This is a genomic window from Micrococcus sp. HMSC067E09, assembly GCF_001812555.1.
Classification (GTDB): Bacteria; Actinomycetota; Actinomycetes; order Actinomycetales; family Micrococcaceae; genus Micrococcus; species Micrococcus lylae.
Map to the genome: position 1 here is coordinate 194,035 of NZ_KV809438.1, position 13,890 is coordinate 207,924.

The window sequence follows — 13,890 nt, forward strand, 5'->3', positions numbered from 1 at the left end:
TCAAACCTAGTCGTCTCAAAGCGCAGACCTGGGCGAGGACTTGCCGGGTGGACGGCGCATCGGCAAATGATCCTGCCGCGGCCAGACGCTCGCGGATCTCACGGGCCGTCGTCGTGCCGAGCGCCTCCCGCCAAACGCTGAGGCTGGGCTCGTGCAACCGATATGCGGATGAGGGATCAGGGGCTACATAGACCTCATCGGGGGACACCTCTACCCACGGGACTCGGACGGCGCGGATGCAGGTGTCCGGAGTCAGCGGACGATGCTGGTTTCCGGTCACTGCGGCCCCTCGCCCCGCCGCCACTGGCCGGAACCGGGCCGGGCCCACAGCCCGAGCCGCTGGCGGCGGTCCAGGGTGCGGTCCACGCCGCGCGGGCCGGAGGGGCGGTGCTGCTCGCGGCCCCCGCGCTCGCTCTCCACCGGGGGAGCGCCGGCCTGCAGCTGGTGGATGAGGGCGGTCAGCGCGGCCATCTCCTCCGGCTCCAGGTGGGCGCCGGAGATCTGCACGGCCTCCTGCGTCTCCTCGGCGGCGGTGGTGTCCGCGTCGAAGCGCTCCGGGTTCTGCTCGGTGCTCACAGCGGCATGTTCCCGTGCTTCTTGGCGGGCCGGGCTTCGCGCTTGTGCAGGGTGGCCCGCAGCGCCTTGAGCAGGTTCACGCGGGTGTGGGACGGCGGGATGACGGCGTCCACGTAGCCGAGCTCGGCGGCCTGGTACGGATTGAGCAGCTCGGCCTCGTAGTCCTGCACCAGCTGGGCGCGCGTGGCCTCCACGTCCTCGCCGGCCTCCGCCGCGGCGGCCAGGTCCCTGCGGTAGAGGATGTTGACGGCGCCCTGCGGGCCCATCACGCCGATCTGCGCGGACGGCCACGCCAGGTTCAGGTCCGCACCGAGCTTCTTGGAGCCCATCACGATGTACGCGCCGCCGAAGGCCTTGCGGGTGATCACGGTCAGCTTCGGCACGGTGGCCTCAGCGTAGGCGAAGATCAGCTTCGCGCCGCGGCGGATGATGCCGTTGAACTCCTGGTCCGTGCCGGGCAGGAAGCCGGGGACGTCCACGAAGGTGAGGATGGGGATGTTGAAGGCGTCGCAGAACCGGACGAAACGGGCGGCCTTCTCCGAGGCGGCGATGTCCAGGGTGCCGGCGAATTGCATCGGCTGGTTGGCCACCACGCCCACGGACATGCCGTCCATGCGCGCCAGACCGGTGATCACGTTCGGCGCGTACAGCTCCTGCAGCTGCAGGATGTGGCCGTCGTCCACCACGGAGCCGATCACGTCCAGCATGTCGTACGGCTGGTTGGCCGAGTCCGGGACGAGGGTGTCCAGCTCCTCGTCCTCCTCGGTGACCTCCAGGTCCGCCGGGGCCGGGAAGACGGGGGCCTCGGCGAGGTTGTTCGACGGCAGGAACTCGAGCAGCTCCTGCACGTAGGAGATGGCGTCCTCCTCGGACTCCGCCATGTAGTGGGCGGTGCCGGAGGTGGTGGAGTGCGAGTGCGCGCCGCCGAGGGTCTCCATGTCCACGTCCTCGCCGGTGACGGTCTTGATGACGTCCGGGCCGGTGATGAACATGTGGGAGGTCTTGTCCACCATGACCACCACGTCCGTCAGGGCGGGGGAGTAGGCGGCGCCGCCGGCGGAGGGGCCCATGATCAGGGAGATCTGCGGGACCACGCCGGAGGCGAGCACGTTGGCGCGGAAGATGTCCGCGAACTGGGCCAGGGACGCCACGCCCTCCTGGATGCGGGCGCCGCCGCCGTCCAGGATGCCGACCACGGGGCAGCCGTTGCGGGCGGCGAACTGCTGGACCTTCACGATCTTCTGGCCGTTGCGCTCGGACAGCGAGCCGCCGAACACGGTGAAGTCCTGCGAGTACACGGCCACCTGGCGGCCGTCCACGGTGCCGAAGCCGGCCACCACGCCGTCGCCGGCCGGATGCTTGGCGTCCATGCCGAACGCGGTGGTGCGGTGCACGGCCAGGGCGTCGAGCTCCACGAACGAGCCCTCGTCCAGGAGCATCTCGATGCGCTCGCGGGCGGTGCCCTTGCCGCGGGAGTGCTGGCGCTCGACGGCGGCCTCCCCGCTGGGGGCCTGCGTCTTCTCGAGGCGCTGATGCAGGTCCTCGAGGCGGCCGGCCGTGGTGGTCAGGTCCGGTGAGGTCACGGATGCTCTCCTTGCGACGGTGCGTTCTCGTGCGTCCTGCGGCGGGTTGCAGGGTTCGGACAATCCCTCCTGGTCCAGAAGGCTGGCCGGAACTGCCGCAATTCGCCAGTCTAGGCATGCGCCGCGTCGTCGCAGGCTTGGAGGAAACCTCCAAAACACCGGCCGGGCTCTGCAGGAGCCGTGCAGGGCACTGCGGTATAGGTAGGAGTCATGACCGAGATGATCTGGCTCGAGACCGTGGACTCCACGCAGGACGAGCTGCTGCGCAGGCTCGCCCCCGGCGGCCCCGGGCTTCCCGACGGCGGCGCCCTCGCCTCCACGGACCAGCGCGCCGGCCGTGGGCGTCAGGGGCGTACGTGGACGACTCCGCCCGGCACGGCCCTCGCCCTGACCGTCCACCTGACCCCGGCGGCCTGGCGGCCGCCGGTCGGCGTGCAGCACTACTCCTGGCTCTCCCTCGTGGTGGCCTCTGCGGTGGTGGACGTCGTCCGGGATCTCGGTGTCCCGGCCCACCTGAAGTGGCCCAACGACGTGCTGGTGGCGGACGGCCGCAAGCTGTGCGGCGTGCTCGCCGCGGTCACACCCGGCGGGGGCGTGGCCGTCGGCATGGGAGTGAACGTGGACCACCGCGCCGGCGTGCCCGTGGAGACCGCCACCGCACTCTCGGACTGGATGCCTGCCGAGGAACTTCCCGCCCCCCGGGACCTGGCGGCCCGCATCCACGCGGCGGTCCTGGACCGGGTCCGCGGCTGGGCCGCCGCCCTGCCCGCCGACGGCGGGGTGGTGGACGGCACGCACGGGTGCGTGGCCGGCGTCGTGGACCATCTGTCCACGCTGGGACGGCAGGTGCGGGCCGAGCTGCCCGGTGGAGAGGTGCTCGAAGGGGAGGCCGTCGGACTCGGCCCCGGCGGGACCCTGCGTGTGGCATTCGCCACGGGGGGCCATGAGAAGATGGCGGTGCGTGAGATCAGCGCAGGGGACGTGGTCCACCTGCGCGGAGACGTCCGCCGTGCGCACTGACCGCCGCCTGGCGGCGTGCCCGCCCGCGCAGACATGAAGGAGGGGCGATGCGACTCGAGGAGAACGAGCACGTCGTGATCCGCACGCGCGCCCACCCGCGCCAGCTGCTCGGCGCCGGCGCCGTCCTGGTCCTCACCGCCGCCGCCCTGGCCTTCGTGGTGGGCTGGCTGGAACGGCCGGACCTTGCCGCGCCGTTGGCGCAGTACGTGACGCCGCTGCGTGCGGCCGCCATGGTGATCGCCGCCCTCGTGGTGCTGCTGGGGACTGTCCGCCCGCTGTGGCGGTGGGCCACTCGCACCGTGGTGCTCACCTCGGACCGCCTGGTGCAGTCCGGCCCCCTCGGAGGCGGGGAGCGGTCCATGCCGCTGCTGAGCATCGCCGCCGTGGAGCAGCGCCGCCGCGGCTCCGGCGCCGGGGACCTGCACGTCACCTTCCAGGATGCCTTCCAGCAGGTCTACTGGCGCCTGACGAACGTCCCGGAGATCGAGCGCTTCGAGGCCGCCATGGCGGACGAGACCGTCTCTGCCCGCCGCCGGAGCGAGCGCGCCTGGGCCGCCGTCCCGCGCCACGCCGCCGGAACGCACACCGGAAGGTGGGGCCGGTGACCGACCACATGCCGCGCGACCGCGACGCGCTCCCGCAGAACCCCGGCTGGACCACCGCCATGCGGACCCTGGACGCCGGGCTCGTGGTGGGCCCGCGCAGGTACACCCGCGAGGAGGCCGCCGAGCGGCTCGGCATACCCGCCGAGTCCGCCCGCCCCATCTGGCAGTCCCTCGGCTTCTCCCACGTGCCCGAGGGCGAGAAGGTCTTCACCGCCGCGGACCTCGAGTCCTTCGAGGTCATCCTGTCCCTCGTCCGCCGCGGCGTGCTCACCGAGGCCACCGCAGGCTCCCTGGCCCGCTCGATCGGCCAGATGACGGACCGCATGGTGGTGTGGCAGATCGAGGCCCTCGTGGAGGACCGCGTGGCCTCCGGGATGTCCGACCCGGAGGCCCGCCGCGAGGTGGTGGACATGCTCCCGGAGCTCATCACCCCGCTGGAGAAGGTCATGCAGACCGTCTACCGGCGCCAGCTGAACAACGCCGTCCAGCGCCTCACGGTCAACGTGGAAGCCGGGCTGGCCGCCTCCGAGCGGGGCCGTGACGGCTCCGAGGACGACGCCCCGCTCCCGCTGGCCCGCGCCGTCGGCTTCGCGGACATGGTCTCCTACACCTCCATGTCCCGGACCATGGACGAGCGCACCCTGGCCCGCATGGTCCAGCGCTTCGAGGCCCGGGCCGCGGACATCATCACGGCCGAGGGCGGCTGGCTGGTCAAGACCATCGGAGACGAGGTCCTCTTCAACGCAGAGACCCCCGAGGTCGGCGCAAGGATCGCCCTGCACCTGGCCCGCGCCATGTCCGAGGACCCGGTGCTGCCTGCGGCCCGCGTGGCCCTCACCTGGGGGCGCGTGCTCTCCCGCCTCGGAGACATCTACGGCCCCACCGTCAACCTGGCCGCACGGCTGACGGTGCTGGCCGATCCGGGCACCGTCCTGGTGGACTCCCTCACCGCCGCCGCCCTGGCCCGGGACGACCGCTTCGTCCTGGTCCCGCAGCCGCCGCAGATCGTGCGCGGCTTCGGGGAGATCCGCCCCTCCATGCTGCTGGCCGCGTCCGCCGACGGCCTCGACTTCGACCGATGAGGATGCATGACCGACTCCACTGACCAGACGTCTCCGCAGCATCCGCTGGTGGCCGCCCGCACGGACGTCGGCGCCGTCCGCGAGCTCAACGAAGACTCCTACACCGTGCTCACCGATCCCGTGTTCCTGGCCGCCGTCGCGGACGGCATGGGCGGCCATGCCGCCGGCGAGGTGGCCTCCGCCGCCGCCGTGCGTGCCCTCGACGACGGCCTCGCACGCCTGGTCGAGGCCGAGGGCGGCCCCTCCCTCGAGGGCCTCGGCGAGCTCGTGCACGCCGCCCACCAGGCGGTGCTCGAGCAGGGCCCGGACGGCTCCGGCACCACCCTCACCCTGCTGGCCGCTCTCGACCCCGCGGAGGGGCGCTGGGCCGTGGCCAACGTCGGCGACTCCCGCGTCTACCGCCGCCCGGCGGGCTCCGCGGTGCTGCAGCAGCTCACGGTGGACCACTCCGCCGTGCAGATGCTCGTGGACGCCGGCGAGCTCACACCGGATGAAGCCCGCGTGCACCCGCGCCGCAACGTCATCACCCGAGCCCTCGGCACCACCGAGCAGCTCGTCGTGGACGTGGGCGAGGTCCACGCCGTGCCCGGAGACCGCTTCCTGCTCTGCTCGGACGGCCTGACCGGCGAGCTGCTGGACGAGGAGGTCCTCGCCCTGCTCGAGGACAACACGGACCCACAGTCCGCCGTGGACGCCCTCGTCCAGGCCGCCCTCTGGCGCGGCGGACGGGACAACGTCACCGTGGTGCTCGTGCAGATCCCCGAGGACGCTGAGGCCGCCGCAGAGGCGGAGCCGACCGCCGGCTGAGCAGGGCGCCGCCGGCGGTGTCCGCCCCGCCCGTTCACTAGGCTGGGGCCGTGACTGCCCAGAAGGATCCCCACGCCGAGTCCGCCGTGCCCGCCGACACCGCCGCCGAGGCGCATCTGTTGGACGCCGAGGACACCCCGCAGGCCTCCCTGCGCGAGGAGTACCAGGAGCTGGTGGAGCAGGTGCGCGCCGCCCGCACCGCCTACTACCAGAAGGACGCCCCCGAGCTCTCCGACGCCGAGTACGACCGGCTCTACCGGCGCCTCGAGGACCTCGAGACCCTCCACCCGGAGATCGTGGCCAACGACTCGCCGACCCAGGAGGTCGGCGGCGAGGCCTCCGAGGCATTCGCCCCCGTCACCCACGGCGCCCGCATGTACTCCCTCGAGGACCTCTTCTCCGAGAGCGAGCTCGAGGTCTGGTTCCGCCGCACCGCCGAGGCCGTGGCGGCCGCCCGCCCCGGCGCCGAGCCGCGCTGGCTCGTGGAGGTCAAGATCGACGGGCTCGCCGTCAACCTGCGCTACCAGAACGGCGTGCTCACCCGGGCAGCCACCCGTGGCGACGGCGTGACCGGCGAGGACGTCACCCACAACGTCCGCACCATCGGCTCCATCCCGCAGCGCCTGGAGGGCGACGGCTGGCCGGAGGACCTCGAGGTCCGCGGCGAGGTCTTCATGTCCTCCGCGGACTTCCGCGCTCTCAACGACTCCCGCGCCGAGGACGGCAAGGCCCCCTTCGCCAACCCGCGCAACGCCGCCGCCGGCTCGCTGCGCCAGAAGGACCCCAAGGTCACCGCCGCCCGCCCGCTGAGCATGTTCGTCCACGGCATCGGCGCCCACTCCGGGCTGGACCTGTCCAGCCAGGGCGAGACCTATGAGGCGCTCGCCGGCTGGGGTCTGCCCACCAGCCCGTACACCCGTACCGTGACCGGTCTCGGGGACACGGCACTGCAGGGCATCCTCGAGGTCATCGCCGAGTACGGCCGGCGCCGCCACGAGCTGGTGCATGAGATCGACGGCATCGTGGTGAAGGCGGACGACTTCGCGGACCAGCGGGCCCTGGGCCACACCTCCCGCGTGCCCCGCTGGGCCGCCGCCTACAAGTACCCGCCGGAGGAGGTCCACACGAAGCTGCTGGACATCCAGGTCTCCGTGGGGCGCACCGGGCGGGTGACCCCGTACGCGGTGATGGAGCCGGCCACGGTCGCCGGGTCCACCGTCTCCATGGCCACCCTGCACAACCAGGACGTGGTCAAGGCCAAGGGCGTGCTCATCGGGGACACGGTGGTGCTGCGCAAGGCCGGCGACGTCATCCCCGAGGTGGTCGGGCCCGTGCTTCCCCTGCGGGAGAAGGCCGAGGCCGCCGGAGAGGAGCTGCGCGAGTTCGTCATGCCCGCCGAGTGCCCGTCCTGCGGCACCGCCCTGGCCCCGGCCAAGGAGGGCGACGTGGACCTGCGCTGCCCGAACTCCCTGACCTGCCCGGCCCAGCTGGCCGGCCGCATGGAGCACCTCGCCTCCCGCGGCGCCTTCGACGTGGAGGCACTCGGCGAGGAGGCCGCCGTCTGGCTCACCACCGGTCCCGGCCCGGACCCGGCAGGTCAGGAGGGCGTGGTCACCCCGGAGGGCGCCGGCGTGCTCACCTCCACCGCCCAGGTCTTCGACCTCGCCACCGGGACCCCGGAGGAGATCACCGGACCGCGCGGCGAGGACGGCCTGACGGACCTGCAGCGCTCGCTCGGCGACGTCCGGGTCTGGCGGGAGAAGCGCACCAAGGTGGACGGGAAGTTCGTGCCGTCCGGCGTGTGGGAGCTCAAGCCGGCGTTCTTCACCCAGGGCTCCGCGAAGAAGCCGTCCGCGCCGACCGCCAACACCCTGCGCCTGTTCGAGGAGCTTCAGAAGGCCAAGTCCCAGCCGCTGTGGCGGGTGCTCGTGGCGCTGTCCATCCGGCACGTCGGCCCCACCGCCGCCCGCTCCCTGGCCGTGGCCTTCGGCTCCATGGACGCGCTGCGCGAGGTGGCGGAGGCGAAGGACGTCGAGCGCCTGTCCGAGACGGACGGCGTCGGACCGATCATCGCCGAGGCGGTGGTGGAGTGGTTCGCCGTGCCGGAGCACGTGGCGATCGTGGAGGCCTGGGCCGCCGCCGGCGTGCGCATGGAGGACGAGCAGGACGAGTCCACCCCGCGCACCCTGGAGGGCGTGACCGTGGTGGTCACCGGCACCCTGGAGGACTTCAGCCGCGACTCTGCCAAGGAGGCCATCCTGGTCCGCGGCGGCAAGGCCTCCGGCTCCGTGTCCAAGAAGACCCACTTCCTGGTGGCCGGCGCCTCCGCCGGCTCCAAGCTCGACAAGGCCGAGGCCCTCGGCGTCCCCGTGCTGGACGAGGACGGCTTCAAGCGACTGCTCGCCGAAGGACCCGAGGCCTTCGCCGAGGAGGGCGCCGACGCCGACGAGGACGCTGACGCCAAGGAGGGCGCTGCGTCCGAGGGTGCGGAGGAGGACAGGTGAGCGCCGCCGTCACCCCCGCCGGACTGCTCGCCGTCGCCCGGGCCGCCGCCCGTGCCGGTGCCGCCGTGCTCAACGAGCGCTGGACCGCCGCACACCCGGCGACCCCGCTGACCGCCGCCGCGCTGGGCGCGGAGACGAAGTCCTCCGGCTCGGACTGGGTCACCGACTTCGACCGCCGCGCCGAGGATGCCGTGCGCGCGGTGATCTCGGGCTACCGGCCGCAGGACGAGATCACCGGTGAGGAGTACGGGGCCACGGTCCCGGACGATCCCACCGGGTACCGCTGGTCCATCGACCCGCTGGACGGCACCACCAACTTCATCCGCGGCATCCCCCAGTTCTGCACGTCCGTGGCGGTCTGGGGACCGGACGGCCACGGGGAGGGGCGCTGGCTGGCGGGGGCCGTCGTCGCCCCGGCGCTCGGCCGCACCTGGTACGCGCACGCCGGCGGCGGCGCGCACTCCACCGTGGACGCGACGACGGCCGCCTCCGCCCGCGAGGACCGTGACGCTCCCGTGCGGCTCACCGGCCCCGTGCCGGGCCGCTCGGGGCGGCTGATCGCCACCGGCTTCGGCTACGACGCCGAACGCCGCGCCCGCCAGGTCCAGGCGCTCGCCGCGGTGTTCGCAGAGTTCGGGGACGTCCGCCGCATCGGCTCGGCCGCCCTGGACCTGTGCATGGTCGCGGACGGCACCCTGGACGCCTACGCGGAGTACGGCACCCAGGAGTACGACTGGGCGGCCGGTGCCCTGATCGCCGAGGAGGCCGGCGTGCCCGTGGTGCGCCCGGCCCACCCCGACGGCGACGCCCACCCGGACTGGATGCTGGCCGGCGACCTCGGCGGGCTGGAGACGACCCTGCGGACGGCGATGGCATGAGGAGACTGTTCGGACAGCCCTGGTACTACCCAGTGGTCTTCGTCTGCTTCGGCCTGGCCTTCGCGGGCTGGGGCGCGATCGACGGCAACATCTGGCTCGTGATCCCCGGACTGCTGATCGCCGCCTTCGGCGTCTGGTACTGGCCGGCCATGAAGGTCTCCTCCCGCCCGGCCTCCGGCGTCGAGGAACATGTGGCGAACGGGGGAGTGGTGCTCTACTGGCGCCCCGGTTGCCAGTTCTGCCTCAAGCTCATCCGGAGCCTGAGCGCACAGGAGCGGGACACCGCCTACTGGGTCAACGTCTGGACCGACGAGCAGGGCCGCGCCCAGCTCTGGGAGGCCCACGAACGCCGCACGGGCGTGCTCGAGGGCCGGCCGGACGAGACCGTCCCCACCGCCGTCAGCCGCCGCCAGGCGGTGGTGGTCACCGGTGAGAAGAACATCGCACGCCTGCGCCAGATGCTGCAGGCGGCCGCACGGAGGAGGGGCGCATGAGCTCAGACGAGCAGCAGGCCACGCCGACCACGTCCACCGGGGGTGCGGACAACGAAGGGCGGACGGCCGTCGTCGTGCGTACGATCACCGAGGCGGACTACGCCTGTGTGGCGGAGCTGACCGAGCAGGCATACGTCCAGGGCGGGCACGTGAAGCCGGACGACGCCTACCTGCCCAAGCTCCGCGACGTGGCCACCCGCGCCGCCGAGGCCGAGGTGCTCGTGGCCGAGGTCCCCGTGGACGGCCGGCCCCGCGTGGCCGGCTCCGTGGTGCTCGCCCCGCACGGCCACCCCTGGGCCGAGGTCGCCTACGAGGACGAGTTCGAGTTCCGCATGCTCGCCGTGCACCCGGACCTGCACCGCCGCGGTGTGGCCCGAGCCCTGGTGGAGGCCGTGATCGAGCGGGCGAGGCAGACTGAGGGCGTGCGCGCCGTGGTGCTGTCCACGGTGCTCTCCATGCGTGGGGCACAGCGGCTCTACACCGCCCACGGATTCGAGCACGTGCCGAGCCGGGACTGGATGCTCTCCGAGGTCATCCCCGGGATCCCGCCGGAGGAGGACAAGGGACCGTTCCCCGTGTACCGGATGGAGCTGGAGTCCTCCTGACGTGTGAGTCCACGCGGGGCCGGTGTGGAGTGAGCGACTAGACTCGACGCAGACCCCCGCCTCGCCTGCCGGTCGGCCCCGCCGTGCCCGCAGCCGGGCGGAGACCGCCGACCGACGACCGAGGAGATCCATGGCTGAGATCACTCGAGACCAGGTGGCCCATCTGGCCCGCCTGGCCCACATCCGGATGAGCGAGCAGGAGCTGGACACCCTGTCCGGCGAGCTCGGCCTCATCCTGGACTCCATCTCCCAGGTGCAGGAGGTGGCCGGCGAGGACGTTGTGCCGACCTCCCACCCGATCCCGCTGACCAACGTCTTCCGCGAGGACGAGCCGCGGGACATGCTGACCCAGGAGCAGGCCCTCGACCAGGCGCCGGACTCCGAGGACGGCCAGTTCAAGGTCCCCACGATCCTGGACGGAGAGTGAGCACAGCCGTGACTGAGAGCTTCGACGTGAACGCCGAGCTGACCGCTGACCAGCTCGTCCGCCTCACCGCCCTGCAGATGGCCGAGCGCCTCGCCGCCGGCACCACCACCTCCGTGGAGCTCGTGCAGGCGCACCTGGACCGGATCGGCGAGTACGACGGCGACCCGCGCTCCGACGCCGCCTCCGACCGCGGCGTGCGCGCCTACCTCCACGTGAACACCGACGAGGCCCTCGCCGTGGCCGCCGAGGTGGACGCGATCCGCGCCGCCGGCGGTGCCGAGGCCGAGGCCCTGCACCCGCTGGCCGGCGTCCCGGTGGCCGTCAAGGACAACATCGTCACCGTGGGCCAGCCCACCACCGCCGCCTCGACGATGCTCGACGGCTGGATGAGCCCGTACGACGCCCACGTGATCGAGCGCATCCGCGCGGCCAAGCTGCCGATCCTCGGCAAGACCAACATGGACGAGTTCGCCATGGGCGGCTCCACCGAGCACTCCGCGTTCGGCATCACCCGCAACCCGTGGGACCTGGACCGCGTGCCCGGCGGCTCCGGCGGCGGCTCCGCCGCGGCCGTGGCGGCCTTCCTCGCCCCGTTCGCCCTCGGCTCGGACACCGGCGGCTCCATCCGCGAACCCGCCGCCTTCACCGGCACCGTCGGCATGAAGCCGACCTACGGCACCGTGTCCCGCTACGGCGTGATCGCCATGGCCTCCTCTCTGGACCAGGTGGGCCCGGCCGCCCGCACCGTGGCGGACGCCGCGGCGCTGCAGCAGGTCATCGGCGGCCACGACCGCCGCGACTCCACCTCGCTGCCGGATGAGCAGGCCGACTTCGTGGCCGCCGCCGGCAACCGCGACCTCACCGGTGTGAAGGTCGGCGTCATCGCCGACCAGTCCACGGAAGGGTTCGACGCCGGTGTGAAGGCCGCGTTCGACGCGGACGTGGAGGCGCTGCGCGGGGCCGGTGCGGAGATCGTGGAGGTCTCCTGCCCGCACTTCGACGCCGCCCTGGCCGCGTACTACCTGATCATGCCCTCCGAGGCCTCCTCCAACCTGGCCCGCTACGACGGCGTCCGCTACGGCAACCGCGTGGTGCCGGAGGGCGGCGGCACGATCGAGCAGGTCATGGCGGCCACCCGTGAGGCCGGCTTCGGCCCCGAGGTCAAGCGCCGCATCATCCTGGGCACCTACGCCCTGTCCGCCGGCTACTACGACGCCTACTACGGCTCGGCCCAGAAGGTCCGCACCCTGGTGCAGGAGGACTTCGCCGCCGCGTTCGAGAAGGTCGACGTGCTGCTCACCCCGACCGCCCCGACCCCGGCGTTCGAGCTGGGCGCGCAGACCACGGACCCGATGGCGATGTACCTCAACGACATCGCCACCATCCCGGCCAACCTCGCCGGCGTGCCCGGCCTCTCCGTGCCGGGCGGCACCGTGGACGGCCTGCCGTACGGCCTGCAGCTGGTGGCTCCGGTCCGTGAGGACGCCCGCCTGTACTCGGTGGGCGCCGCCGTCGAGGCGCTCCTGGACGAGCGCCGCGGCACCCCCGTCTGGGCCCAGGCCCCGGACCTCGTCAAGGGCGCCGAACGCGCCGCCGCTCCGACCGCAGGAGGCCAGCAGTGAGCTCGAACGACGTGATGGACTTCGGCCAGGCGATGGAGCAGTTCGACCCGGTCCTCGGGTTCGAGGTGCACGTGGAGCTGAACACCAGGTCCAAGATCTTCTCCTCGGCCCCGAACGCCTTCGGCGACGAGCCGAACACCAACGTCACCGCCCTGGACCTCGGTCTGCCGGGCACCCTGCCGGTGGTGAACAAGGAGGTCGTGGAGTACGCGATCCGCCTCGGCGTGGCCCTGAACGCGCAGGTCGCCGAGTCCTGCCGCTTCGCCCGGAAGAACTACTTCTACCCGGACACCCCGAAGAACTTCCAGACCTCCCAGTACGACGAGCCGATCGTGTTCGACGGCCACCTGGACGTGGAGCTGGAGGACGGCGAGGTCTTCCGCATCGAGATCGAGCGCGCCCACCTGGAGGACGACGCCGGCAAGCTGACCCACCAGGGCGGCTCCGGCCGCATCCAGGGCGCCTCCGCCTCCCTGGTGGACTACAACCGTGCCGGCGTGCCGCTGATCGAGATCGTCACCCGGCCGATCGTCGGCGCCGGGGACCGCGCCCCGGAGCTGGCCCGCGCCTACGTGACCGCGATCCGTGACATCGTCAAGGCGATCGACATCTCCGACGCGAAGATGGAGCAGGGCAACGTCCGCTGCGACGCCAACGTGTCCCTGATGCCCAAGGGCTCAGACACGTTCGGTACCCGCACCGAGACGAAGAACGTGAACTCCACCCGCGCCGTGCAGCACGCGGTGCAGCACGAGATCCAGCGCCAGGCCGCCCTGCTGGCCGCCGGCGGCACGGTCACCCAGGAGACCCGCCACTGGCATGAGGACACCCGCACCACCACCTCGGGCCGCCCGAAGTCCGACGCGGACGACTACCGCTACTTCCCCGAGCCGGATCTGGTGCCGGTGGTGGTGGACCGCGAGTGGGTCGAGCGCGTCCGCGCCGAGCTGCCCGAGCTGCCGGCCGTGCGCCGCAAGCGCCTCAAGGCCGAGTGGGGCTTCTCGGACGAGGAGTTCCGGGACGTGGTCAACGCCGGCGTGGACGGCGAGATCGCCGCGACCGTGGAGGCCGGTGCCACCCCGGCGGCCGCCCGCAAGTGGTGGATGGGCGAGATCGCCCGCCTCGCCAACGCCCGCGAGGTCGAGGTCTCCGCGCTCGGCGTGGAGCCCGCCCACGTGGTGCAGGTCGAGGAGCTGATCGCCGCCAAGACCATCAACGACAAGATCGCCAAGCAGGTCCTCGGACACGTCGCCGACGGCGAGGGCACGCCGAAGCAGATCGTGGAGGCCCGGTCCCTGGCCGTGGTGTCCGACGACGGCGCCCTCACCGAGGCCGTCGACGCCGCCATCGCCGACAACCCGGACGTGGTGGAGAAGATCAAGGGCGGCAAGATGCAGGCCATCGGCGCCCTGATCGGCCCCGTCATGAAGGCCACCCGCGGTCAGGCCGACGCCGGGCGCGTCCGCGAGATCGTGATGGAGCGCCTGGGCGTCGGCTGACCCCGCGCTCCCCGGTCCGGGCGCTGCGGAGCGCGCAGCGCCCGGGCCGTCGCCGGAGCATCGGAGAGTGGACGGGTGCGCCCGCCGGATGACCTGCCGTGCTCGGCGCGGCGCCGCATTGCCAGTACCCTCATGGGTGGCGCACCGTCGACGTCGCGCCCTGAGCAGCGCAGCCGCCGCAGCACCCC

The 13,890-nt window shown here is 72.6% G+C and carries 13 protein-coding genes; 11 read left to right on the forward strand and 2 right to left on the reverse strand.

The genetic code is table 11. The features are described from left to right. Positions 1-276 precede the first annotated feature (276 nt). Positions 277-576 carry an acyl-CoA carboxylase subunit epsilon gene (locus tag HMPREF2863_RS06290; RefSeq protein ID WP_246828842.1) on the reverse strand — a complete coding sequence of 100 codons (300 nt, stop codon included), beginning with the start codon at positions 574-576 and terminating at the stop codon, positions 277-279. Continuing rightward, on the reverse strand, positions 573-2,159 hold the full coding sequence (locus tag HMPREF2863_RS06295; protein WP_070638833.1) for an acyl-CoA carboxylase subunit beta: 1,587 nt from the start codon (positions 2,157-2,159) through the stop codon (positions 573-575). Before HMPREF2863_RS06295 ends, HMPREF2863_RS06290 begins: the two co-directional genes overlap by 4 nt. 210 nt (positions 2,160-2,369) lie before the next feature. On the opposite strand from HMPREF2863_RS06295, the gene HMPREF2863_RS06300 reads away from it, so the two are divergent. The 11 genes from HMPREF2863_RS06300 (at position 2,370) to gatB (ending at position 13,702) form a co-directional block, all read left to right on the forward strand. Then, entirely contained in the window at positions 2,370-3,179 is an 810-nt protein-coding gene (locus HMPREF2863_RS06300; protein ID WP_070638835.1) for a biotin--[acetyl-CoA-carboxylase] ligase, read from the forward strand. Positions 3,180-3,226: 47 nt separating this feature from the next. After that, complete coding sequence (locus HMPREF2863_RS06305; protein WP_067188261.1) at positions 3,227-3,784, forward strand: hypothetical protein; 558 nt, start codon at positions 3,227-3,229, stop codon at positions 3,782-3,784. A gap of 8 nt (positions 3,785-3,792) precedes the next feature. After that, complete coding sequence (locus tag HMPREF2863_RS06310) at positions 3,793-4,866, forward strand: adenylate/guanylate cyclase domain-containing protein (RefSeq protein ID WP_082739487.1); 1,074 nt, start codon at positions 3,793-3,795, stop codon at positions 4,864-4,866. A 6-nt stretch (positions 4,867-4,872) separates the two neighbouring features. After that, a complete protein-coding gene (locus HMPREF2863_RS06315; protein WP_070638837.1) occupies positions 4,873-5,673 on the forward strand; it encodes a PP2C family protein-serine/threonine phosphatase in 801 nt (266 codons plus the stop codon). Between the two features lie 86 nt (positions 5,674-5,759). Further along, positions 5,760-8,177 carry an NAD-dependent DNA ligase LigA gene (ligA, locus tag HMPREF2863_RS06320; RefSeq protein WP_180962234.1) on the forward strand — a complete coding sequence of 806 codons (2,418 nt, stop codon included), beginning with the start codon at positions 5,760-5,762 and terminating at the stop codon, positions 8,175-8,177. Next, positions 8,174-9,055 (forward strand): inositol monophosphatase family protein, encoded by an 882-nt coding sequence (locus HMPREF2863_RS06325; RefSeq protein WP_070638842.1) that lies wholly within the window; start codon positions 8,174-8,176, stop codon positions 9,053-9,055. The genes ligA and HMPREF2863_RS06325 overlap by 4 nt, the downstream gene beginning before the upstream one ends. Beyond that, a complete protein-coding gene (locus tag HMPREF2863_RS06330; RefSeq protein WP_070638844.1) occupies positions 9,052-9,549 on the forward strand; it encodes a glutaredoxin family protein in 498 nt (165 codons plus the stop codon). Before HMPREF2863_RS06325 ends, HMPREF2863_RS06330 begins: the two co-directional genes overlap by 4 nt. Then, a complete protein-coding gene (locus tag HMPREF2863_RS06335; protein WP_083315267.1) occupies positions 9,546-10,154 on the forward strand; it encodes a GNAT family N-acetyltransferase in 609 nt (202 codons plus the stop codon). The genes HMPREF2863_RS06330 and HMPREF2863_RS06335 overlap by 4 nt, the downstream gene beginning before the upstream one ends. A 130-nt stretch (positions 10,155-10,284) precedes the next feature. Next, on the forward strand, positions 10,285-10,581 hold the full coding sequence (gatC, locus tag HMPREF2863_RS06340; protein WP_070638846.1) for an Asp-tRNA(Asn)/Glu-tRNA(Gln) amidotransferase subunit GatC: 297 nt from the start codon (positions 10,285-10,287) through the stop codon (positions 10,579-10,581). A 77-nt stretch (positions 10,582-10,658) separates the two neighbouring features. After that, positions 10,659-12,203, forward strand: a complete 1,545-nt coding sequence (gatA, locus tag HMPREF2863_RS06345; protein WP_371327623.1) for an Asp-tRNA(Asn)/Glu-tRNA(Gln) amidotransferase subunit GatA — start codon at positions 10,659-10,661, stop codon at positions 12,201-12,203. Next, complete coding sequence (gatB, locus tag HMPREF2863_RS06350) at positions 12,200-13,702, forward strand: Asp-tRNA(Asn)/Glu-tRNA(Gln) amidotransferase subunit GatB (RefSeq protein ID WP_067191388.1); 1,503 nt, start codon at positions 12,200-12,202, stop codon at positions 13,700-13,702. The genes gatA and gatB overlap by 4 nt, the downstream gene beginning before the upstream one ends. Positions 13,703-13,890 lie beyond the last annotated feature (188 nt).